The organism is Pseudomonas sp. PDM04, assembly GCF_014851765.1.
Classification (GTDB): Bacteria; Pseudomonadota; Gammaproteobacteria; order Pseudomonadales; family Pseudomonadaceae; genus Aquipseudomonas.
On record NZ_JACVAI010000005.1, the window covers coordinates 453461 to 475895 of the forward strand.

Below are 22435 nucleotides of genomic sequence, written 5' to 3' on the forward strand. Positions count from 1 at the left end.
TGTAATGGTGCGGGTTGTAGCAGTCCCCGCACCAGCAGTGTGCACTTCGGTTACGTGCATTGTTACAGGCGGGTTGCACGCCGTTTGGGGTCGCGGTTGCAATGATGGCGCGGGCGGGTTGCGCCTATAGAAACAAACGGTTTCACCTTCCGCGGTTTAGACGGTTGCACGCCCAATGAAAATGGGAACGAAACAGTCGTAAAAACAATAAAGCAGCGACTTTTTTCAGAATAAAAAACCGATGGCACGGCCCTTGCTCTGAGCATTCAGTGAAGTCGCAGTGCCAAATCAAAAAAAACCTTGGAGCACCACCTCATGTCCCAGACGTTTTACAAGAAAGGCTTTCTGGCCCTCGCAGTGGCTACTGCGTTGGGTGTTTCTGCGTTTGCTCAGGCCGACATCAAGATCGGCGTAGCGGGTCCAATGACGGGCGCCAACGCGGCATTTGGCGAACAATACATGAAGGGTGCACAGGCAGCGGCCGATGCGGTCAACGCAGCAGGCGGCGTGAACGGGGAAAAAATCGTACTGGTCAAGGGCGATGACGCCTGCGAACCGAAGCAGGCTGTGACGGTCGCCAAGGACCTGACCAACCAGAAAGTGGCAGGCGTGGTTGGCCACTTCTGTTCCTCGTCGACCATCCCGGCCTCCGAGATCTACGACGAAGCGGGCATCATCGCCATCACCCCGGGTTCCACCAACCCGCAGGTCACCGAGCGCGGCCTGAGCGCCATGTTCCGTATGTGCGGGCGTGACGACCAGCAGGGCATCGTGGCCGGCGACTACATCGTCGACGTGCTCAAGGGCAAGAAAGTCGTCGTGCTGCACGACAAGGACACCTACGGCCAGGGCCTGGCGGATGCCACCAAGGCTCAGCTGGAAAAACGCGGCGTGAAGCCAGTGCTGTACGAAGGCCTGACCCGTGGTGAGAAAGACTTCAGCGCCGTGGTCACCAAGATCCGTGCGGCCGGTGCCGACGTGGTCTACTTCGGTGGCCTGCACCCAGAGGCGGGTCCACTGGTCAAGCAACTGCGTACCGAAGGCCTGAAGGACGTGAAGTTCATGTCCGATGACGGCATCGTGACCGATGAACTGGTGACCACCGCTGGTGGTCCGCAATACACCAACGGCGTGCTGATGACCTTCGGTGCCGACCCGCGCCTGCTGCCAGACAGCAAGGCTGTGGTAGACGCCTTCCGCAAAGCCGGCACCGAGCCTGAAGGCTACACCCTGTATGCCTACGCGTCGGTCCAGGCCCTGGCCGCTGCCTTCAATGGCGCCAAATCCAACGAAGGCGAGAAAGCCGCTGCCTGGCTGAAGGCCAACCCGGTCAAAACCGTCATGGGTGAAAAGACCTGGGACAGCAAGGGTGACCTGAAAGTCTCCGACTACGTGGTTTACGAGTGGGATGCGAACGGCAAATACCATCAGTTGGACAAGCAGAAGTGATATGACCTGCTGAGCCGCCCGGCGCCTGGTGCGCCGGGCTTCCAACAGCCATGTCCGTGCAGTACTTGTCTTTTCTTGTAGAGCTGCACACAACCGAATTGCGCCGGCGGCTGAACCCCGGTCCGTCGCAGGCGGCTTCTGTGCAGTCTCTCAAATGCGTGAGATTGCGTTATGGATGGTATTTTCCTGCAGCAACTGGTCAACGGCCTGACCCTCGGGTCGGTCTATGGCCTGATCGCCATCGGCTACACAATGGTCTATGGCATCATTGGCATGATCAACTTCGCCCACGGCGAGGTTTACATGATTTCCGCTTACCTCGCGGCAATCAGTCTGGCACTGCTGGCTTACTTCGGTATTGAATCCTTCCCTTTGCTGATGCTCGGCACACTGGTGTTCACCATTGTCGTCACCGGGGTGTATGGCTGGGTCATCGAGCGCATCGCCTACAAGCCCCTGCGCAACTCCACCCGGCTGGCACCGCTGATCAGCGCCATCGGGATCTCGCTGATCCTGCAAAACTATGCCCAGATCAGCCAGGGGGCTCGCCAACAGGGTGTGCCCACGCTGTTGACCGGTGCATGGCGGATCGACATCGGCACTGGCTTCGTCCAGCTCACCTACACCAAGATCTTCATCCTGGTCGCCGCCTTCGCCGGCATGGCCTTGCTGACCTACGTCATCAAGTACACCAAGCTCGGCCGCATGTGCCGCGCGACCCAGCAAGACCGCAAGATGGCCTCGATTCTGGGGATCAACACCGACCGGGTGATCTCCTACGTATTCATCATCGGTGCAGCGATGGCGGCCCTGGCCGGCGTGCTGATCACCATGAACTACGGCACGTTCGACTTCTACGCAGGGTTCGTCATCGGCATCAAGGCGTTCACCGCCGCGGTACTCGGTGGCATCGGCTCGCTGCCTGGCGCCATGCTGGGCGGGATCATCCTCGGGATTTCCGAGTCGCTGTTCTCCGGCCTGGTCAACTCGGACTACAAAGACGTCTTCAGCTTTTCGCTGCTGGTTCTCGTTCTGGTCTTTCGGCCTCAAGGCCTGCTCGGCCGTCCTCTTGTGTCGAAGGTGTAAGCGATGTCTTCAACCACTAAAAAAACCATTGATCTAAAGAAAAGTCTGGTTGATGCGATTCTCGCCGGCCTCGTTGCCCTGATCGTGTTCGGGCCGATTGTCGGCGTCGTGCTCGATGGCTATGGCTTCAACCTGGAAACCACGCGGGTGGCGTGGATCGTCGCCATCGTCATGGCCGGTCGCTTTGCCCTGAGCACCTTCCTGCAGACCTCCAGGGGCCTGAAAATCCTCGAGGGTTTTGAAAGCACCGGTTCCGGTGTGCACGTACTGCCGCCCGACTACAAATCACGCCTGCGCTGGATCATTCCGCTGTTGATCGTCATCGCCGTGGTGTTCCCGTTCTTTTCCAACTCCTACCTGCTGGGCGTGGTCATCCTCGGCCTGATCTACGTGTTGCTGGGCCTGGGCCTGAACATCGTGGTCGGCCTGGCCGGCCTGCTCGACCTCGGCTATGTGGCCTTCTACGCCATTGGTGCCTATGGCCTGGCGCTGGGCTATCAATACCTCGGCCTGGGGTTCTGGACCGTGTTGCCGCTGGCGGCGATCACGGCCGGGCTGGCAGGGTGCATCCTCGGCTTCCCGGTACTGCGATTGCACGGTGACTACCTGGCGATCGTGACCCTGGGTTTCGGCGAAATCATCCGGCTGGTGCTCAACAACTGGCTATCGCTCACCGGTGGCCCGAACGGCATGCCGGCGCCGCTCCCGACCTTCTTCGGTCTGGAGTTCGGCAAGCGGGCCAAGGACGGCGGGGTGCCGTTCCATGAGTTCTTCGGCATCGCCTACAACCCGGACGTGAAGTACTACTTCATTTACGCGGTGTTGTTCCTGGTGGTGCTGGCCGTGCTGTACATCAAGCATCGGCTGGTCAAGATGCCGGTCGGCCGCGCCTGGGAAGCCCTGCGCGAAGACGAGATCGCCTGCCGTTCCATGGGGCTGAACCATGTGCTGGTCAAGCTTTCGGCGTTCACCATCGGTGCCTCCACCGCCGGTCTGGCCGGGGTGTTCTTCGCCACCTACCAGGGCTTCGTCAACCCGACGTCCTTCACCTTCTTCGAATCGGCCCTGATCCTCGCTATCGTGGTGCTCGGTGGCATGGGCTCGACCATCGGCGTCGTCATAGCCGCATTCGTGCTGACCGTGGCCCCGGAACTGTTGCGTGGCTTCGCGGAATACCGCGTGCTGCTGTTTGGCGTCCTGATGGTGTTGATGATGATCTGGCGACCGCGCGGCCTGATTCGGATCAGCCGTACCGGTGTGACCCCGCGTAAAGGAGTAGCGCCATGAGCGAAGTCGTACTCTCGGTCGAGAAGCTGATGATGCACTTCGGCGGCATCAAGGCGTTGAGCGATGTCAGCCTGAAGGTGCACCGCAACTCGATCTTCGCCCTGATCGGCCCCAACGGTGCCGGCAAGACCACGGTGTTCAACTGCCTGACCGGTTTCTACAAGGCCTCCGGCGGCAAGATCGAACTCAATGTGCGTGGCGAAAAGACCAACGTCATCCAGTTGCTGGGCGAGTCTTTCAAACCGGTGGATTTCGTTTCGCCGAAGTCCTTCCTCAGCCGGATGTACTACAAGATGTTCGGCGGCACCCACCTGGTGAACCGCGCGGGGCTGGCCCGCACGTTCCAGAACATTCGCCTGTTCAAGGAAATGTCGGTGCTGGAAAACCTGCTGGTGGCCCAGCACATGTGGGTCAACCGCAACATGCTGGCTGGCATTCTCAACACCAAGGGCTACCGCAAGGCTGAAAGCGATGCGCTGGACCACGCCTTCTACTGGCTGGAAGTGGTGGATCTGGTGGACTGCGCCAACCGCCTGGCCGGTGAGCTGTCCTATGGTCAGCAACGCCGTCTGGAAATCGCCCGTGCCATGTGCACCCGTCCGCAGATCATCTGCCTCGACGAACCGGCCGCCGGCCTCAACCCTCAGGAAACCGAAGCGCTGAGCGCGATGATCCGGCTGCTGCGCGACGAGCACGATCTGACCGTGGTGCTGATTGAACACGACATGGGCATGGTGATGAGCATTTCCGACCACATCGTGGTCCTGGACCACGGCATTGTCATTGCCGAGGGCGGCCCCGATGACATCCGCAACGATCCGAAAGTGATTGCCGCCTACCTGGGCGCCGATGAAGAGGAGCTCGTATGACCAAGGCTCCCATCCTCGAACTGAAGAACCTGGACGTGTTCTACGGCCCGATCCAGGCCCTGAAAAAAGTCTCGCTGCACATCGACGAAGGTGAAACCGTCAGCCTGATCGGCTCCAACGGGGCCGGCAAATCGACCCTGCTGATGTCGATTTTCGGCCAGCCACGGGCGGCGGACGGGCAGATCCTCTATCAGGGCGTGGACATCACCCACAAGTCGTCGCACTACATCGCGTCCAACGGTATCGCCCAGTCGCCGGAAGGCCGGCGGGTGTTCCCCGACATGACAGTCGAAGAAAACCTGCTCATGGGCACCATCCCGATCGGTGACAAGTACGCCACCGAGGACATGCAGCGCATGTTCGAGCTGTTTCCGCGCCTCAAGGAACGGCGGACTCAGCGGGCCATGACCATGTCCGGTGGCGAGCAGCAAATGCTCGCCATCGCCCGCGCACTCATGAGCCGCCCGAAGCTGCTGTTGCTCGATGAGCCGAGCCTGGGCCTGGCACCCATCGTGGTGAAACAGATCTTCGCGACCCTGCGGGAACTGGCCAAGACCGGCATGACCATCTTCCTGGTCGAGCAGAACGCCAACCACGCGCTTCGGCTGTCTGACCGGGCCTATGTGATGGTCAACGGCGAGATCCGCATGAGCGGCACCGGCAAGGAGCTGCTGGTCAACGAGGATGTGCGCAACGCCTACCTCGGCGGGCATTGAGCCTCGCTGATACCCACAGCCCCGACGAGTGATCGTCGGGGCTTTTTTATTGCTGGCCACCCTCGATTCCTTGTGGGAGCAAGCCGCTGCCAAAGGGACATTGGCCCATTGTGGAAAACAAATTTTCCAAGCTCCGAAAGCGCGACATAAAGCCGCTGTAAATAATTGTTTCGCCACGCTTTTGACTTGTCCCCGTTTGCTGTGGAGCCGGCTGTGAATAACGTGGGAGTAGCTGGCTGAAAGCCTTTGAAATCGTGGCTTGCAGCGATGCGGTTGTTTTTTGATCAGCTGCTTTTGCCCGTCTGAATGCCGGTAATGTCAACCTTTTTATTGGGCCCGCCAGCGAGGTGAAACGGCCGGGCACAGCCTGTGGATAACTCTGTGGTTAAACTCTGGAAAGACTCGGCTGAGGGCCGTCGTTACTGGCTTGGCGCCATCGGTGATGGGGCGGTCCGCTTCGGCAACGGGGCCCGGGGTGCACAGTGAGCGATCCAGGGTCAAGCAAAAAACTTTGCATTCTGCCCGCCAGGCCTTGTGCACAGCGGCGTGCAGCGTATTCACTTGCCCCCGGAAACTGTGGAGCCGCCTGTGGATAACGTGCGGGTACATGGCTACAGACCACGGCGGATAAGGCACCCAGCGATGTGGTTGTTTTTTGTACAGCGAACCCGGTTGCCGGTGCGAGTCAAGGCGGGCATGCTGCCAGCTGAATTTCCATTCCAGGGCTGTCAGTCAGCCCAAGCAAGGAGAACACGATGTCCAACACCCTGTTTATTACCGGCGCGACGTCCGGTTTTGGTGAAGCCTGTGCCCGTCGATTCGCCGAGGCGGGTTGGAAACTGGTGCTGACCGGCCGTCGTGAAGAGCGCCTGAATGCCCTGTGCGCCGAATTGTCGAAGCAGACTGAGGTCCATGGCCTGGTGCTCGATGTGCGTGATCGCAAGGCCATGGAGGCGGCGATTGCCAGCTTGCCGCCATCCTTTGCCAAGCTGCGCGGGCTGATCAATAACGCCGGCCTGGCATTGGGTGTGGACCCGGCACCGAAGTGCAACCTCGATGATTGGGACACCATGGTCGACACCAATATCAAGGGCCTGATGTACAGCACTCGTCTGCTGCTGCCGCGCCTGATTGCCCATGGTCGCGGTGCGGGTATCGTCAACCTGGGATCGGTCGCCGGCAACTACCCGTACCCGGGCAGCCATGTCTACGGCGGGACCAAGGCCTTCGTCCAGCAGTTCTCGCTGAACCTGCGCTGCGACCTGCAAGGCACGGGCGTGCGCGTCAGCAACATCGAGCCGGGCCTGTGCGAGAGCGAGTTCTCGCTGGTGCGTTTCGCCGGGGACCAGGAGCGTTACAACGCGACCTACGCCGGTGCCGAACCGATCCAGCCGCAGGACATTGCCGACACGATTTTCTGGGTGCTCAACGCCCCGGCCCACATCAACATCAACAGCCTGGAATTGATGCCAGTGAGCCAGACCTGGGCGGGTTTTGCGATTGATCGCACGCGTGGCGAGGCTTAAGGCCGAGTAAGGGCCATTCGCGAGCAGGCTCTCTCCCACAGGTGGTGTGCATACCCTGTGAGAGCGAGCCTACCCGTCACTGCAGATAATCGAGCAGTCCGCGATAGCAGGTCGCCAGGTGATAGGGCGTGGTCGACGGCATGTCGCGACGGCTGACCTCACCGTTGACCGCGCGACATTCGTGCCAGCCGCCCGCGTGCAGAAAGCGCCGTTGCAGGGTCTGCAATTGCCGCAGTACGTGGGCTTCGCTGTCCGGTCTCAGCGTCAGCGCGCGCAGGTATTCCGCCTGGGCCCAGATGCGCTGTGTCGCGTCGCGGGGCTGGCCGTCCGCCTGCAGAACCAGCGTTGCCTTGACCGCTCCGGTCTGTTGGTCGACGCCCAATCGCTCGGTAAAGGTAAAGGCGCGCTTCAGGGACGCGTGCAGCACCGAGTCGCGCAACAGCGGCGAAGATTGCAGCAGGAAATACCACTCGAACTGGTGCCCCGGTTCGAACCAGTTATCCACAGCCCCCAGCGGTTTCTCCATCAGCACCCCGTGTTCGGGGTCGATGAAGCGCTGTTGCATGGCGCTGCACAACTCGATGAGTGCGGTCTGTACGGCGGGGTCTTCGCGCACCGACAGGGTGGCGAGAAAGGCTTCTGCCAGGTGCATCAGCGGGTTTTGCAGGGGACCGCTGTCCAGCGACGACCAGTCGCGTTCCAGGCAGGCTTCGTACAGGCCGTCGCCCGTGGCGAAGCGTTGGGCAACCACTTGCAGCGCCGCATTGAGCACCGACTCCACCAGCGGTTCGCGGACCTTGTCCCAGTAATGGGCGCAGGCAAAGATGATGAAGGCGTGGGTGTAGAGGTCCTTGCGCTGATCCAGAGGCGCGCCTTGTGGATCGATGCTGTAGAACCAGCCGCCGTGTTCGGCGTCATGGAAGTGTTGCTGCAATGAGCGGAACAGGGCGCCGGCCCGCACCTGGGCGCCGGGCACCTGGCCGATCAGGCTGGAAAACAGGTACAGCTGACGCGCGCAGGCCATGGCCCGGTAACGTTGCGGTGGCAATGGCTGGTGCGCGGCGTCCAGTGCCTCGTAGGGCAGCGCCATGTCGGCGTTCCAGCCAGGCCCGAGCCAGAGGGGCACGATCACGTTCTGGAAATGCGCTTGCACCGTGGCAAACAGGGCGGTCAGTTCAGGCTGGGAAGCGGAGCGGGAAACAGGCGGCATTGGCTGGCGTCGTCACGGCAGGGTTGATTGCGCGACATGTTAGCAGGCCTGAGAGATGTGGTGTCTGTCAGCCCTGATCGCGAGCAGGCTCGCTCCCACAATGAACGCATTTCAAATGTGGGAGCGAGCCTGCCCGCGATGGGGGCTCACGGCATTACCCGGTCAACCCGCCAGCAACCACCCACCCGTCACCGCCGACACCGCCCCCGCAACCCGAATCAGCGGCGCCGCCGCTTGCGGCAACACGCGGACCACGCCGTACCCCGCGGCATGCAGCGCCGCTGTAGCGGCGACAAAACCTGCGGCGTACGCCCATGGGCTGGTCATGTCCGGCAGTTCCAGGCCATGCGCCACACCGTGGAACAACGCAAACAGCGCCGTCGCGACCACCGCCAGACTCAACGGCGGACGGACCGCCAACGCCACGGCCAAACCGAGCGCCAGCACCGAGGCGGCGATTCCGCCTTCCAGCGCCGGCAGTTGCAGGCCTTCAAAACCCAGCAGTCCGCCGAGTAGCAGGGTGCCGACAAACGTGCACGGCAGGGCCCAGCGTGCGGCGCCTTGCTGCTGTGCCGCCCACAGCCCGACCGCCAGCATTGCCAGCAAGTGGTCGAGGCCGCCAATCGGATGGCTGATGCCGGCGATCAAACCGTTGTCGCCGTGGCCTGGGTGGGCGAAGGCGATGGCCGGGGCCAGCAGCAGGACCAGGGCGCCGAGAATGCGTTTGAGTGTCATGGGTAAGCTTCCTTGTTGAGATCGGTGAAGGTGATCAGGCGGCGTTCAGCAGGCCCTGGCGTTCGATGAAGGCGATGATGTCTTCAAGCCCCAGGCCGGTTTTCTGGTTGCTGAAGACAAACGGCTTGCCGTTGCGCATGCGCTGGGTGTCGCTGTCCATCATCTCCAGCGACGCCCCCACCAACGGCGCGAGGTCGACCTTGTTGATCACCAGCAGGTCGGATTTGCAGATGCCCGGGCCGCCCTTGCGCGGCAGCTTGTCGCCGGCCGAGACGTCGATCACGTAGATCGTCAGGTCGGACAACTCCGGGCTGAACGTCGCGGACAAGTTGTCGCCACCGGACTCCACCAGAATCAGGTCCAGCCCCGGGAAGCGCCGGTTCAACTGATCGACGGCTTCGAGGTTGATCGAGGCGTCCTCGCGGATCGCCGTGTGTGGGCAGCCGCCGGTTTCCACGCCGATGATCCGCTCCGGCGCGAGGGCCTGATTGCGCACCAGGAAGTCGGCGTCTTCGCGGGTATAGATGTCGTTGGTCACGACCGCCAGGTTGTAGCGATCACGCAGCGCCAGGCACAGGGCCAGGGTCAACGCGGTCTTGCCGGAACCGACCGGGCCGCCGATGCCGACGCGCAGAGGTTGTGTGTTCATGTGATTCTCCAAAATGACAGGCCCTAGGAACGGAACAGGCGGCTGTACTGGCGCTCATGGGCCATGCAGGACAGGGACAGGCCGAAAGCGGCACTGCCGAGGTGTTCGGGGTTGAGGCGGCTGGCGTCCTGCTGGGCTTGCTGCAGCAACGGCAACAGTTCGCTGGTCAGGCGCTGTGCGGCTTGCTGGCCCAGCGGCAGGGTTTTCATCAGCACCGCCAACTGGTTTTCCAGCCAGCTCCAGAGCCAGGCGGCCAAGGCGTCCTGCGCGCTGATGTGCCAGGCGCGTGCGGCCAGCGCCCAGCCCAGGGCGAGGTGCGGTTCGGGTTGGCGCTCGAGAAAGGCGCGGGCCGGCGCGTCCAGCTCCGGCAGGCCGTTGAGCAGTTGCTGCAACGAGTAACCCATTTGCCGGCTCTCCTGATGCAGCTCGCGGGTTTCCCGGCTGGCGCGATGTTCTTCGCAACGCTGCTGCAATCGGTCCCAGTCCTCTTCAGCGGCGGCCACGCAATGGGCCAGCAGCAGGGGCGCTTCGAAACGGGCCAGGTTCAGCAACAGTTGATCGCTGATCCAGCGTCGCGCGCTGGCGGTGTCGTGCACCCGGCCGTTGTCCACGGCCATTTCCAGGCCCTGGGAATAGCTGTAGCCACCAATCGGCAACTGCGGACTGGCCAGGCGCAGCAGCGCCCAGGCCGGGTTCATGAGCGCACGCCGAATTGGTGCAGTTTCGGCGGGTAGTTGAAATCCTCGTCGCCATGCCGTGAGTGGTGATGTCCGCCACCGTAGGCGCCGTGTTCGGGCTGGAACGGAGCTTCGACCGGCTCGACCCGGGCGCCCAGTTGTTCGAGCATCGCCTTGAGCACGTAGTCATCGAGCAGACGCAGCCAGCCATCGCCCACTTGCAGGGCCACGTGGCGATTGCCCAGATGATAGGCCGCGCGGGTCAGCTCGAACGCATTGGCACAGGTGACGTGCAGCAATTGCTCGGGACGGGCGCACACGCGGACGATGCGACCGTCCTGCGCTTCAAGGCACTCGCCGTCGTACAGCGGCGGCTGGCCGCGTTCCAGAAACAACCCGACGTCTTCACCCTCGGCACTGAAACAGCGCAGGCGGCTTTTGCTCCGCGCTTCGAAGGTCAGGAGCAGCTCGGCGGCCCAGACGGGTTGAGGATCGATTCTTCGATGAATCACCAGCATCGCAAAGCTTCCAGCAATAGACAGTACCGAGGTTAGAGCAAGGGCCTTGCCAATCCCGGGAGGCGTAGGAAACAGCTGTCGGAGACGTAGGATTGATTCGATGCATCCAAGGTTTTGCATCGTTATGGGGCGCGCCGTACAAGACGGGCACTGATTTGTGGCGTAAGCGGGCTTGCCCGTCTATCGTTCACAAAATAGAACGCTAAGGCTGATTTTCACTATCTAGCGGGTAAAACGTGATGGTTTTAATCTTCTCCCATCAACGCGAAACACGCCCACTACTGAAAATCGAAACCCTTAGGAGCAACAGCCATGACTCAATTCAAATACAACCGCCTGAACAAAGACGACGCTGCCGTGCTGCTGGTCGACCACCAGGCTGGCCTGCTGTCCCTGGTCCGCGACATCGAGCCGGACGCGTTCAAGAACAACGTCCTGGCCCTGGCTGATCTGGCCAAGTTCTTCAACCTGCCGACCATCCTCACCACCAGCTTCGAGCAAGGCCCCAACGGTCCGCTGGTTCCTGAACTGAAAGCGCTGTTCCCGGATGCCCCTTACATCGCCCGCCCTGGCCAGATCAACGCCTGGGACAACGAAGACTTCGTCAAGGCTGTGAAAGCCACCGGCAAGAAACAGCTGATCATCGCCGGTGTCGTGACCGAAGTCTGCGTAGCGTTCCCGGCTCTGGCGGCGCTGGAAGAAGAGTTCGACGTGTTCGTGGTCACCGACGCCTCCGGTACCTTCAACCAGATGACCCGCGACGCTGCCCATGACCGCATGAGCCAGGCCGGTGCACAACTGATGACCTGGTTCGGCGTGGCCTGCGAGCTGCACCGCGACTGGCGCAACGATATCGAAGGCCTGGCCGCGCTGTGCTCCAACCACATCCCGGACTACCGCAACCTGATGACCAGCTACAACGCCTTCAACACCGCCAAGTAATCCGCTGCCGCCCCGGACACCGACTATCGTTGTCCGAGGCGGCCCGCCTGTTCACCGCACATCCATCCAATTCCTCCCGGGCATTGCCCGGCATGCTACGCAGTCGTGCCCACCGCTGCCGCATCCAGATGGAGACCATCATGACCCAAGACTCCAACGACAAGAGCCGCCGCCAGTTCCTGGCCAACAGCACTATTCTCGGTGCTGCCGGTGCGCTCTGGTCCGCCTTGCCATTTTCAGGTTCCGCCTACGCATCCAGTCAGGGAGGCTCAATGACTGCCGACCTGATCCTGTTCAACGGCAAACTGCACACGGTCGACCGTGAGAATCCACGGGCGACAGCGGTCGCCATCAAGGACGGCCGCTTCATTGCCGTGGGGACGGATGGCGAGGCCATGGCCCACAAAAGCTCGGCCACGCATATCATCGACCTCAAGGGCCGTACGGTCATCCCGGGGCTGAACGACTCCCACCTGCACCTGATTCGAGGCGGCCTCAACTACAACCTGGAGCTGCGTTGGGAAGGCGTGCCCTCGGTCGCCGACGCCTTGCGCCTGCTCAAGGATCAGGCCGCCCGCACACCGACGCCGCAATGGGTGCGCGTGGTGGGCGGCTGGAACGAATTCCAGTTCGCCGAAAAACGCATGCCGACCCTGGAGGAGATCAACCAGGCGGCGCCCGATACCCCGGTGTTCCTCCTGCACCTGTACGATCGCGCCCTGCTCAATCGCGCTGCGCTCAAGGCCGTGGGCTACACCAAGGACACGCCGAACCCGCCCGGTGGCGAGATCCAGCGCAACAAGTTCGGCGAACCGACCGGCCTGTTGATCGCGCGTCCCAATGCAATGATCCTCTACGCCACCCTGGCCAAGGGACCGAAGCTGCCCCTGGAGTACCAGGTCAACTCGACCCGCCAATTCATGCGCGAACTCAACCGCCTCGGCCTGACCAGCGCCATCGATGCCGGTGGTGGTTACCAGAATTACCCGGACGACTATCAGGTCATCCAGGAACTGGCCGACCGGGGTCAGTTGAGCGTCCGCATCGCCTACAACCTGTTCACCCAGAAGCCCAAGGAAGAGCTCGCCGACTTCAAGAACTGGACCTCCAAGGTCAAGCCCGGCGACGGCAACGACTTCCTGCGCCACAACGGCGCGGGCGAAATGCTGGTGTTCTCCGCGGCGGACTTCGAAGACTTCCTGGAACCGCGTCCCGACCTGCCGCAAACCATGGAACAGGAGCTGGAACCGGTGGTGCGCCACCTGGTCGAGCAGCGCTGGCCGTTCCGTCTGCACGCCACCTACGATGAATCGATCTCGCGCATGCTCGACGTGTTCGAGAAGGTCAACCGCGACATTCCGTTCAATGGCCTGCCGTGGTTCTTCGATCACGCCGAAACCATCAGTTCGAAGAACATCGAGCGGGTGCGTGCGCTGGGCGGCGGGATCGCGATCCAGGACCGCATGGCGTTCCAGGGTGAGTACTTCGTCGATCGCTACGGCGCCAAGGCGGCCGAGAAGACGCCGCCCATCCAGCGCATGCTCGCCGAGGGCATCCCGGTGGGCGCCGGCACCGACGCCACGCGTGTTTCCAGCTACAACCCGTGGACGTCGCTGTACTGGCTGGTCAGTGGCAAGACCGTTGGCGGCATGGCGCTGTACCCGGAAGGCCTGAGCCGCGACACCGCATTGCAACTGTTCACCCACGGCAGCGCCTGGTTCTCCAGCGAGCAGGGCAAGAAGGGGCAGATCAAGGTCGGCCAGTTGGCGGACCTGGCGGCCTTGTCGCTGGACTACTTCAGTGTCGACGAAGAAGCAATCAAGAGCATCGAATCGGTGTTGACCGTCGTCGATGGCAAGGTGGTGTACGGTGCCGGCGAATTCGACAAGCTCGGTCCGGCCCAGGTGCCGGTGCTGCCCGAGTGGTCACCGGTGGCCAAGGTGCCAGGGCACTGGCGCGCGGGTGCCCCCTCGCTGGCGGCTGCGGTGCACCAGTGCGTCGGGCCTTGCGGGGTGCATGCGCACAGCCACGAACGCGCCCGGCATTCGAGTGTGCCGGTCAACGACTACCAGGGTTTCTGGGGGGCGTTGGGCTGTTCATGCTTTGCGTTTTGATGTGAATGGGGGACGGTGACGGTCCCCTTTTTTGTGTTGTTCAGGCGGGCCCCATCGCGAGCAGGCTCGCCCCCACAGGAGAGTGATCTCCATAGGGATACCTGTTGCTACAGCGCAGCAGTTTCCATGTGGCAGCGAGCCTGCTCGCGCTGAGGCCGCAACAGCCACTACAGCTGTTGTGGTTTAGCTTCCGCCCCCGCCAGCAAGTGGCGAATCCGGATCGGCACCCCGTCGGTCTGCAGCTGCCGCACCCGCGCTTCGATCTTCAGCTCGCCACGGGTCACCCGGCCGTGATGGCGCAAATGCTCCAGCCAGGATTCCTCGAAGAAAAACTCCACCCATAATTCGGCTTCGGCGCTGTCGCGCATCAACCCCCACGACAGCGCGCCATTGCGTTTGCGCATGGCCTCCAGTTCCCGCGCGGCCTTCTGGAACGCGTCGACCTTGGCCGGTTCGATGTGGTACTCGACCGTGACCATCACCGGCCCGCCGTCCCGATCCAGGTCCTCGCTGAGCAAGGGCGTGGGCCAGTGCAGCGACGGCGTCAGCTCCTCGACCTCGGTGCTGGGCAATGTCACCCTGATGGTCACCAGCGTGCCGAGGGCCAGGCCACCGGCGGCCAGCAACAGGCTGAGGGTGATCGAGGCGTGGCTGGCCAGGCTGCCCCACAGCAAGCTGCCCGCGGCCATGGCGCCGAAAAACACCAGGATGTACACCGACAGCGCTCGGGCCCTGACCCAGGCCGGCACCGAGGTTTGCGCCGCAACCTGCAGGTTGGACAGCACGGCGATCCAGGCTGCGCCGCTGAGCAACATCGCCGGCAACAAGGCGTAGAAGTTGCGCGTCAACGCCAGGGCCAGCAGAAACAACGCATACACCAGGCTCGCCGCCGCCACCAGGCGATCCCGGCTGATCCGCTCGCGCAGGCGCGGCAACAAGGTGGCGCCAGCGACGGCGCCGATGCCGATCGCCGCCAGCAACAGGCCGAAGTCGGCAGCGCTGCCTTGCATTTCACCGCGCACGATCAGCGGCAGCAGCGACATGCCGGCGCTGGCGCAGAAGAAAAAGGCCAGGGCGCGGATCAGCACCGCCTGCAAGGGTTTCGAGCTGCGGGCGAAGCGCAGCCCGGTGCGGATGGCGCCGACAAAGCGCTCGGCCGGCAGCAAGGGTTCCTGCACCTGACGCTTCCACAGCAACAGGACCACGATCACCCCGGCGAACGACACGGCGTTGAGGGCGAACGTCAGCCACGGCCCGACCAGGCTCACCAGCACGCCGGCCAGCGCGGGGCCGACCGCGCGCGATACGTTGATGCCGACGCTGGAGATGGCCACGGCGTTGGACAGTTCGTCCTTGCCGACCAGTTCCGGCGTCAGTGCACTCCAGGCCGGCATCATCAGTGCGGTGCCGATGCCCAGGGCCAGGGTCAGCACCAGCAGCAGCGGGACGTTCATCATGCCGAACAGCGTCAGCAGGGCCAGGGTCAGCGCGACCGCCGACATCCACAACTGCACCAGCAACAGGTAGCGGCGCTTGTCGACGATGTCCGCCGCCGCGCCCGCGGGCAGGGCGAGGAAGAACATCGGCAGCGAGCCGGCGACCTGGATCAGGGCCACATGCAGCGGGCTGGCCGACAGCGTGGTCATTAGCCAGCCGGCCCCCACTTCATGCATCCAGGTGCCGATGTTGGAAGCGATGGTGGCGATCCACAGCATGCGGAACGTGGTGTTGCGCAAGGGGCTCCAGGCGCCTGAGGTTGCATTGCTCATATCAGAAGGTGCCTTTGAAGGGGTATTCGATGATCACGTAGAGGCGGTCGATGTCGTCGCCGGCCTGGGCGCTGTTGGCGCGGTGGCTGACATGCGACAGCGACAGGTTGAGACCCTTGGCGCTGCCGGACTGCACGGTGTACTTCAGGTCGACGTCGCGTTCCCAGTGCCGGCCTCCCTTGCCTTGCTGGGGTGTGTAGCGGTCGTCGTCCGGGTCGAATGGATTGTAGGCGCCGCCCTGGGGGGCGTGGGTGCCATCGATGCCGCTGCCGATGACGTAACGTGCCATCAGCTTCAGGCCCGGGACATTGAACGTGGCCATGTCGAGGTCGTAGCGCAGTTGCCAGGAGCGTTCGCCCGGGCCGTTGAAGTCGGCGTACTTGATCGAGTTGGCGAGGTAGATGGAGTCGCCGCCGACGAAGTCGAACGGGGTGTCGCCCTCGATTTTCTGATAGGCCAGGGTCACGGCCTGGGCGCCGAAGGCGTATTTGGCTGCCACGCTGTAGGCCAGGGTGTCGATGGCGCCGGCACTGGCGTTGCCGGTGTCGCGGGTCTGATAGAGGTTGCCGTCCAGGTGCCAGTCACCCTGCCTGGCGTTCAGGTTCAGATAGGCCTGGCGCCAGGTGTCCTGCAGCTGCGAGGCGAACAGTGCGCCGCCGAACGGGCCGTCGGGGGCGTAGGTGGCGCCTGCCAGGCTGATGGCGTGACCGTCGGTGTTGGCGCCGTAGCCGTCGAAGTCCTCGGCGCTCGAGCTGCTGTCCTGGTTGCTGAAGGCGGTGAAGCGCCCCGCCTGCAGGCGCCAGTCGGGCAAATCGGTGTTTTCCAGCAGCCAACCGGTGGCGTATTCCGGACGCAGGCGTTTGTCGGCGGTGTCGAACACCGGGGTTTCGACGGTCATCTCGCCATAGCGCAACAAGGTGTGACCCATGCGCAACTTCAGCGCCGCACCGGCGCTGGAGTAATCCGACGCGGCGCGCCCGTCGCTGTCGCGCGGCAGCAGGCCGGTGCCGGCGTGGCCGCGACCGCCGTCGAGCTTGAACCCCACAAAGCCATGGGCATCGAAGCCCAGGCCTAACGTGCCTTCGGTGAAACCGGAGCGAATGTCACCGATGAAGCCCTGGGCCCATTCCTGGCGGTAATTCTGACCGCTGGGCGAAGGCGAACGGAAATCGCTGTGCAGAAAGTAGTTGCGGCTGAGCAGCGACCAGCCCGCCTCGTCATCGGCGTGGCTCAGGGCCGGCGTCATGATCGCGACAGTGGCAAGCAGGGCGCGGGATGGCCCACGTATCAAGGCAGTCATGGGCGCTCCGGGGTAGATGATCCGGCACTGTAGAGGAGCGTCTGGGACAGGGATTGTACGAATGTGCTGGATCGGACCCGGACGCCGCGCCGAGGGCGGCCGGGCCCGGATTCACGCCATGTCGCTGACGCTGAACTCCTCGGCCAGGTGGTCGATCAGCGAGCGCACCGACGGCAGCAGTCCGCGCCGCGACGGGAAGATCGCATGAACAATACCGCAACGCGGATGCCAGCCCGGCAACAGCTCTACCAGTCGGCCTTCAGCCAGGTCTTCGCGTACCGCCACCCGTGGCAGGTGGGCGATCCCCACGCCGGCCACCACGAAGTGGCGCAGGGCAAACAGGTCGTCGGTGACCATGCGCGGCGTGTGGGGGATGACAATGCTGTGGTTCATGTCCTCGCCCTGGATCAGCTCCCACTGGTACTCGCGCTGGACACTGCCCCAATGCACGCTCGGCAGTTGGCTGAGCACCTGCGGATCGAAGCCCGGCGGCAGTTGTTCGAGATACCGGGGGTGGCCGACTAGGCACTGGGTGCTGTTGCCCAGCACCTTCATCACCATGTCGGTGTTTTCCAGGGGCGGAAAGCGCACGCGCAGGGCGACGTCGATGCCTTCATGCAACAGGTCGACGCGACGGTTGGTGCTCTCGATGAACAGTTCCACCTGGGGGTACTTGAGCATGAAGCGCGACAGCATCGGCCCGACCCAGAAGTTCAGCAGGGTGGTCGGGCAACTGATGCGCACCAGGCCACGGGGTTCGCTGCGGTTGCGCTCGATGATCTCGGCGGCACCCTCGGCTTCCACGCGCATGGCCAGGCAACGCTGGTAATAGGCCTGGCCAACCTCGGTCAGCGAGCAGTGGCGGCTGGTGCGGTGCAACAGGCGTACACCCAGGCGCTCCTCGAGGTCGGCGATGCGCCGGCTGAGCTTGGATTTGGGCATGTCCAGCGCCCGGCCGGCCGGGGCGAAGCCACCGTGCTCGACCACTTGGGTGAAGTAGTAGAGGGAGTTGAGGTCTTCCAATGATCGTTCTCCGATCTTCAAGGAGCAGCGCAGCAGGTTTATTCGGTGCTGCCCAGCCCTTGCCAGTGCTTGAGGCCAATGAAGATAAAGCGCAGTTGCTGGGTCATCTTGGCCTGGGGTGTGAGGTGCTCGGGCAGCGCCTCGACCGGCGGGTCGATGATGTCGGGCAGGGTGGCAAACACGCTTTTGACGATCAGGTCTGCCATGACGTGCAGGCCGGCGATGTCCAGGTGCTGCAACTTGGGCATCAGCGCCAGGTCGGCCGTCAGGTCGGAGCTGATGTCTTCGCGCAGCCGGCCGATGGCCTGGCGCACCGGCAGCGAACCGCCGTACTGCTCGCGGGCGAGAAACAGGAACTGCGAACGATTGGCCGACACCACGTCGAGAAAGATCCGCACCGAGGCGTCGATGATGCCGCCCATCACGAATTCGTTGTGGCGCACCAGGCGAATGGTTTCGCGAAAGGTCTGGCCGACTTCACTGACCAGGACCAGGCCCAGTTCATCCATGTCGGCGAAGTGTCGATAGAAACCGGTGGGGACAATCCCGGCGGTCTTCGCCACTTCACGCAGGCTCAGACTGCCGAATCCACGGCCGCACTCCATCAAATGACGGGCGGCGTCCATCAGGGCGTTGCGGGTTTGTTGTTTCTGTTCGGCGCGGGGCAGCATCGCAAGGGGTGTTTTCTGGACAGGACAGCGAAGCACTCTAGCAAATCGGCTTTGCCGGCGTCGAACGATCAGGCGGGGAAGGGGGATTCTGGAAAATCAAAAGCCCAATCCGGGGATTGGGCTTTTTTTCAGGGCGGACATGGCCTTAACTCAAGCGGCTGTTGCGTTCGATCACACGGTCACCACCACCTTCGGCAAGGATTTGACCTTGTGGAGTGCGATCGGAGCCGTCAGCAGCCAGGGTCTGACCTTGTGGCGTGCGGTCGGAGCCGTCAGCAGCCAAGGTCTGACCTTGTGGAGTGCGATCGGAACCGTCAGCAGCCAGGGTCTGGCCTTGTGGAGTGCGGTCGGAACCGTCAGCAGCCAGGGTCTGGCCTTGTGGGGTGCGGTCGGAACCGTCAGCAGCCAGGGTCTGACCTTGTGGAGTGCGGTCGGAACCGTCAGCAGCCAGGGTCTGGCCTTGTGGGGTGCGGTCGGAACCGTCAGCAGCCAGGGTCTGACCTTGTGGGGTGCGATCCGAACCGTCTTGAGTGATCAGGCCTTTTTCTTTCAGGCGATCGTTGCCACCTTCAGCCAGGGTCTGGCCTTGTGGGGTGCGGTCGGAACCATCAGCCGCCACGGTCTGGCCGAACGCCGATTGGCTGGCTTTGACTTGTGGAGTGGCCTGTTCGGCGGCCGGCAGGGCGAAAGCGGTGCTGGCCAGCATTGAGAGGGTAAGGCTAAGCAGTAATTGGCGTTTCATGATCGGGGTGCTCCGTGGCAAGGCAATAAATTGGGTACGAGGGCAATGCTACTCTCGATAAGTCGATATAAAAGTTCATAAACGCAATGGTAATAATCAACGGAATTGATTGTTCACTGCGAAGGCTCTAAACCGGGCCTTTCCGGCCGGCGTTTTCGCACCGATGTGGGTATTTTCAACTCATATGTGCCGCACAAAAGTGCGGGGGCGGTAACACCGGGTGACGAGCGCAGGGTGAGCCGGGCCGATTATTTGAACGTTAAGCCGCATTTCGGTTAAACCTGCGGGCGGTTTTCCAGTCGTACACTTCATGGCAGGCCAATCTGGCCTAACGTTTCACACGTGCGTCGCAGTCAGGGCGCTCAGTCGTATTCAGGAGCTCTGTGCAATGACGCGCACCCCGAAAATCCTCGCCTGGACCTTTGCCAGCCTGGTGGTTGTGCTGGCGATACTGGTGCTGATCATCGCGTTCTTCGATTGGAACCGGATCAAACCGACCCTCAACAGCAAAGTCTCCGAAGAACTGCACCGACCGTTTGCCATCAATGGCAACCTCGCGGTGATCTGGCGGCGTGAGCCTGACGAAGGCGGCTGGCGGGCGTGGGTGCCATGGCCGCACGTGGTGGCCGAAGACCTGAGCCTGGGCAACCCGGACTGGTCGAAACAACCGCAGATGGCCACGCTCAAACGCGTTGAGCTGCGCCTTTCGCCGTTGGCGCTGCTGGCGCAACGGGTGACGATCCCGCGCATTGACCTCACCGAACCCAACGCACAGCTGCAGCGTCTGGCCGATGGGCGGGCGAACTGGACGTTCCAGTTCGACCCCAAGGACCCGAACGCCGAACCTTCAAGCTGGGTGGTGGACATTGGTTCTATCGGGTTCGACAAGGGCCACGTCACCCTCGACGACCAGACCCTGAAAACCCAGCTCGACCTGCTGATCGATCCCCTGGGCAAGCCGATCCCGTTCAGCGAGATCGTCGGCGACAAAGCGGCGAAGACCGCGCAGGACAAGGGCAGCGCGCCTCAGGACTATGCGTTTGCCCTCAAGGTCAAGGGCCAGTATCACGGCCAGAAACTCGCCGGCGAGGGCAAGATCGGCGGTCTTTTGGCCTTGCAGGATGCCACCCGACCTTTCCCGCTCCAGGCCCAGGTGGCGATTGCCGACACCCGCGTCGAGCTCGCCGGTACGCTGACCGATCCGCTCAACCTCGGTGCCCTGGACTTGCGCCTGAAACTGGCCGGCACCAGCCTCGGCAACCTCTATCCACTGACCGGCGTGACCCTGCCGGATACCCCGCCCTACGCCACCGACGGTCACCTGATCGCCAAGCTGCACGAAGCGGGCGGCGCAGTGTTCCGCTATGAAGGGTTCAACGGCAAGATCGGCGCGAGCGACATTCATGGCGACCTGGCTTATGTCGCCAGCCAGCCCCGGCCGAAACTCAGCGGTTCTCTGGTCTCCAACCAACTGCTGTTTGCCGACCTGGCGCCGCTGATCGGCGCCGACTCCAACGCCAAGCAGAAGGCCCGTGGCGGTGAAAGCAAGCAACCGGCGGACAAGGTGTTGCCGGTCGAGGAGTTCAAGACCGAGCGCTGGCGCGATATGGACGCGGATGTCGAATTCACCGGCAAGCGCATCGTCCACAGCGAAAAACTGCCGTTCAACGACCTTTATACCCACCTGGTGCTGAACGACGGCGCGCTCAGCCTCGAGCCGCTGCGCTTTGGCGTCGCCGGCGGCAAGCTGGACGCGCAGATTCGCCTCAACGGGCGCACCGAGCCGCTGGAAGGCAACGCCAGACTCACCGCCCGCGGCTTCAAGCTCAAGCAACTGTTCCCGACCTTCGAACCGATGAAAACCAGTTTCGGCGAGCTCAACGGCGATGCCGACATCAGCGGTCGCGGCAACTCGGTGGCGACCTTGCTCGGTACGGCCAATGGCAACCTGAAAATGCTGATCAACGACGGCGCCATCAGTCGCGAACTGATGGAGCTGGCCGGGCTCAATGTCGGCAACTACGTGGTCGGCAAGATCTTTGGCGACAAGGAAGTGAAGATCAACTGCGCGGCCGCTGACTTCGACATCAAGAGCGGCCTGGCGAGTACACGGTTGTTCGTCTTCGACACCGAGAACGCGATCATCTACATCGATGGCACGGCGAACATGACGACCGAGCAACTGGACCTGACCGTGACCCCGGAATCCAAAGGCTGGCGCCTGATTTCGCTGCGCTCGCCATTGTATGTGCGGGGCAAGTTCATCAAGCCCGACGCCGGCGTGAAGGCGGTGCCGCTGATGCTGCGCGGTGCGGGGATGGTGGCGTTGGGCGTGATCGCCGCGCCGGCGGCGGGGCTGCTGGCGCTGGTGGCGCCCAGTGGCGGGGAGCCCAATCAGTGTGCGCCGTTGTTGCAACAGATGAAGGCGGGGAAGGCGCCGGTGACGGTCAAGCCCACAAAGTAACGGGTTGACTGCAAGGGTCCTTCCGTCGGAATGCAGCCCCGAGCAAGCCCGCTCCCATGTCTGTGGGAGCGAGCCTGCTCGCGGATAGGGCCGGTCAGGTGTTACAAATCGTTCAGGATGTCCGCCATATCATCCGCATGCTCTTCCTCCTGAGCCAGGATGTCTTCGAAGATCCGCCGGGTCGTCGGGTCCTTTTCGCCAATGTACTGAATGATCTCGCGGTAGCTGTCGATGGCGATGCGCTCGGCAACCAGGTCTTCGTAGACCATTTCCTTGAGTGAATTGCCGGCCACGTACTGCGCGTGGGAATTTTTCGACAGCAGGTCAGGGTTGAATTCGGGCTCGCCGCCCAGTTGCACGATGCGTTCGGCCAGCCGGTCGGCGTGCGCGGCTTCCTGGTTGGCGTGCTCGAGAAATTCGTCGGCGGCGACATGGGCCTTCAGTCCGTTGGCCATGAAATAGTGGCGCTTGTAGCGCAGCACGCAGACCAGCTCCGTGGCCAGCGATTCGTTGAGCAAGCGCAGCACTTGCTCGCGGTCGGCGCTGTAGCTTTCGGTCACCGCGCCATTCTCGACGTTCTGCCGGGCTCGGGCGCGAAGCGTCGTTACATCAGACAAATGCATGTCACTCATTTCGTTCTCCTGGAGGCTAATCCAATGGGGCGTCACCCTCTGTGGAAGTGATCGCT

At 62.7% G+C, this 22435-nt stretch carries 20 protein-coding genes; 9 read left to right on the forward strand and 11 right to left on the reverse strand.

The annotated features are described in order from the left end of the window. Positions 1-315 precede the first annotated feature (315 nt). From IB249_RS21590 to IB249_RS21615, 6 genes are all read left to right on the forward strand, one after another. Entirely contained in the window at positions 316-1449 is a 1134-nt protein-coding gene (locus IB249_RS21590; RefSeq protein WP_192307733.1) for an ABC transporter substrate-binding protein, read from the forward strand. Positions 1450-1620: 171 nt separating this feature from the next. Next, positions 1621-2535 carry an ABC transporter permease subunit gene (locus IB249_RS21595; protein ID WP_192307734.1) on the forward strand — a complete coding sequence of 305 codons (915 nt, stop codon included), beginning with the start codon at positions 1621-1623 and terminating at the stop codon, positions 2533-2535. 3 nt (positions 2536-2538) lie between these two features. Beyond that, positions 2539-3822, forward strand: coding sequence for a high-affinity branched-chain amino acid ABC transporter permease LivM (gene livM / locus IB249_RS21600; RefSeq protein ID WP_192307735.1), 1284 nt, complete (start codon positions 2539-2541; stop codon positions 3820-3822). Continuing rightward, positions 3819-4691 (forward strand): ABC transporter ATP-binding protein, encoded by an 873-nt coding sequence (locus IB249_RS21605; RefSeq protein ID WP_192307736.1) that lies wholly within the window; start codon positions 3819-3821, stop codon positions 4689-4691. Before livM ends, IB249_RS21605 begins: the two co-directional genes overlap by 4 nt. After that, a complete protein-coding gene (locus tag IB249_RS21610) occupies positions 4688-5407 on the forward strand; it encodes an ABC transporter ATP-binding protein (RefSeq protein WP_192307737.1) in 720 nt (239 codons plus the stop codon). Before IB249_RS21605 ends, IB249_RS21610 begins: the two co-directional genes overlap by 4 nt. Positions 5408-6162: 755 nt before the next feature. Then, the gene (locus tag IB249_RS21615; RefSeq protein ID WP_192307738.1) at positions 6163-6933 is read left to right on the forward strand and encodes an SDR family oxidoreductase; all 771 of its coding nucleotides are present in this window, start codon (positions 6163-6165) and stop codon (positions 6931-6933) included. Positions 6934-7009: 76 nt separating this feature from the next. Here the strand turns inward: IB249_RS21615 and IB249_RS21620 are convergent, their stop codons facing one another. The 5 genes from IB249_RS21620 to ureE form a co-directional block, all read right to left on the reverse strand. Continuing rightward, positions 7010-8143 carry an AGE family epimerase/isomerase gene (locus tag IB249_RS21620; RefSeq protein WP_192307739.1) on the reverse strand — a complete coding sequence of 378 codons (1134 nt, stop codon included), beginning with the start codon at positions 8141-8143 and terminating at the stop codon, positions 7010-7012. Between the two features lie 162 nt (positions 8144-8305). Beyond that, the gene (locus tag IB249_RS21625; RefSeq protein WP_192307740.1) at positions 8306-8878 is read right to left on the reverse strand and encodes a HupE/UreJ family protein; all 573 of its coding nucleotides are present in this window, start codon (positions 8876-8878) and stop codon (positions 8306-8308) included. 34 nt (positions 8879-8912) lie between these two features. Next, entirely contained in the window at positions 8913-9527 is a 615-nt protein-coding gene (gene ureG / locus IB249_RS21630) for an urease accessory protein UreG (protein WP_192307741.1), read from the reverse strand. 23 nt (positions 9528-9550) lie between these two features. Then, positions 9551-10225, reverse strand: a complete 675-nt coding sequence (locus IB249_RS21635) for an urease accessory protein UreF (RefSeq protein WP_192307742.1) — start codon at positions 10223-10225, stop codon at positions 9551-9553. Next, positions 10222-10722: an urease accessory protein UreE gene (gene ureE / locus IB249_RS21640; protein ID WP_192307743.1), complete on the reverse strand. Its 501-nt coding sequence runs from the start codon at positions 10720-10722 to the stop codon at positions 10222-10224. Before ureE ends, IB249_RS21635 begins: the two co-directional genes overlap by 4 nt. A 312-nt stretch (positions 10723-11034) precedes the next feature. Here ureE and ycaC point away from each other — a divergent pair, with 312 nt between their 5' ends. After that, entirely contained in the window at positions 11035-11664 is a 630-nt protein-coding gene (gene ycaC, locus IB249_RS21645) for an isochorismate family cysteine hydrolase YcaC (protein WP_192307744.1), read from the forward strand. Positions 11665-11936: 272 nt separating this feature from the next. Further along, on the forward strand, positions 11937-13778 hold the full coding sequence (locus IB249_RS21650; RefSeq protein WP_192307857.1) for an amidohydrolase: 1842 nt from the start codon (positions 11937-11939) through the stop codon (positions 13776-13778). Positions 13779-13945: 167 nt separating this feature from the next. On the opposite strand, the gene IB249_RS21655 is transcribed toward IB249_RS21650, so the two are convergent. The 5 genes from IB249_RS21655 to IB249_RS21675 form a co-directional block, all read right to left on the reverse strand. Beyond that, positions 13946-15547 (reverse strand): MFS transporter, encoded by a 1602-nt coding sequence (locus tag IB249_RS21655; protein WP_192307745.1) that lies wholly within the window; start codon positions 15545-15547, stop codon positions 13946-13948. Position 15548: 1 nt separating this feature from the next. Further along, positions 15549-16847: an OprD family porin gene (locus IB249_RS21660; RefSeq protein WP_192307746.1), complete on the reverse strand. Its 1299-nt coding sequence runs from the start codon at positions 16845-16847 to the stop codon at positions 15549-15551. A gap of 111 nt (positions 16848-16958) precedes the next feature. Next, positions 16959-17870, reverse strand: coding sequence for a LysR substrate-binding domain-containing protein (locus tag IB249_RS21665; protein WP_192307747.1), 912 nt, complete (start codon positions 17868-17870; stop codon positions 16959-16961). Between the two features lie 38 nt (positions 17871-17908). After that, entirely contained in the window at positions 17909-18541 is a 633-nt protein-coding gene (locus tag IB249_RS21670; protein WP_192307748.1) for a TetR family transcriptional regulator, read from the reverse strand. 145 nt (positions 18542-18686) lie between these two features. Then, on the reverse strand, positions 18687-19283 hold the full coding sequence (locus IB249_RS21675; RefSeq protein WP_192307749.1) for a hypothetical protein: 597 nt from the start codon (positions 19281-19283) through the stop codon (positions 18687-18689). 388 nt (positions 19284-19671) lie between these two features. Here IB249_RS21675 and IB249_RS21680 point away from each other — a divergent pair, with 388 nt between their 5' ends. Then, a complete protein-coding gene (locus tag IB249_RS21680; RefSeq protein ID WP_192307750.1) occupies positions 19672-21747 on the forward strand; it encodes an AsmA family protein in 2076 nt (691 codons plus the stop codon). A 101-nt stretch (positions 21748-21848) separates the two neighbouring features. Here IB249_RS21680 and IB249_RS21685 read toward each other — a convergent pair whose 3' ends face one another. Continuing rightward, entirely contained in the window at positions 21849-22379 is a 531-nt protein-coding gene (locus IB249_RS21685) for a ferritin-like domain-containing protein (protein ID WP_192307751.1), read from the reverse strand. Positions 22380-22435 lie beyond the last annotated feature (56 nt).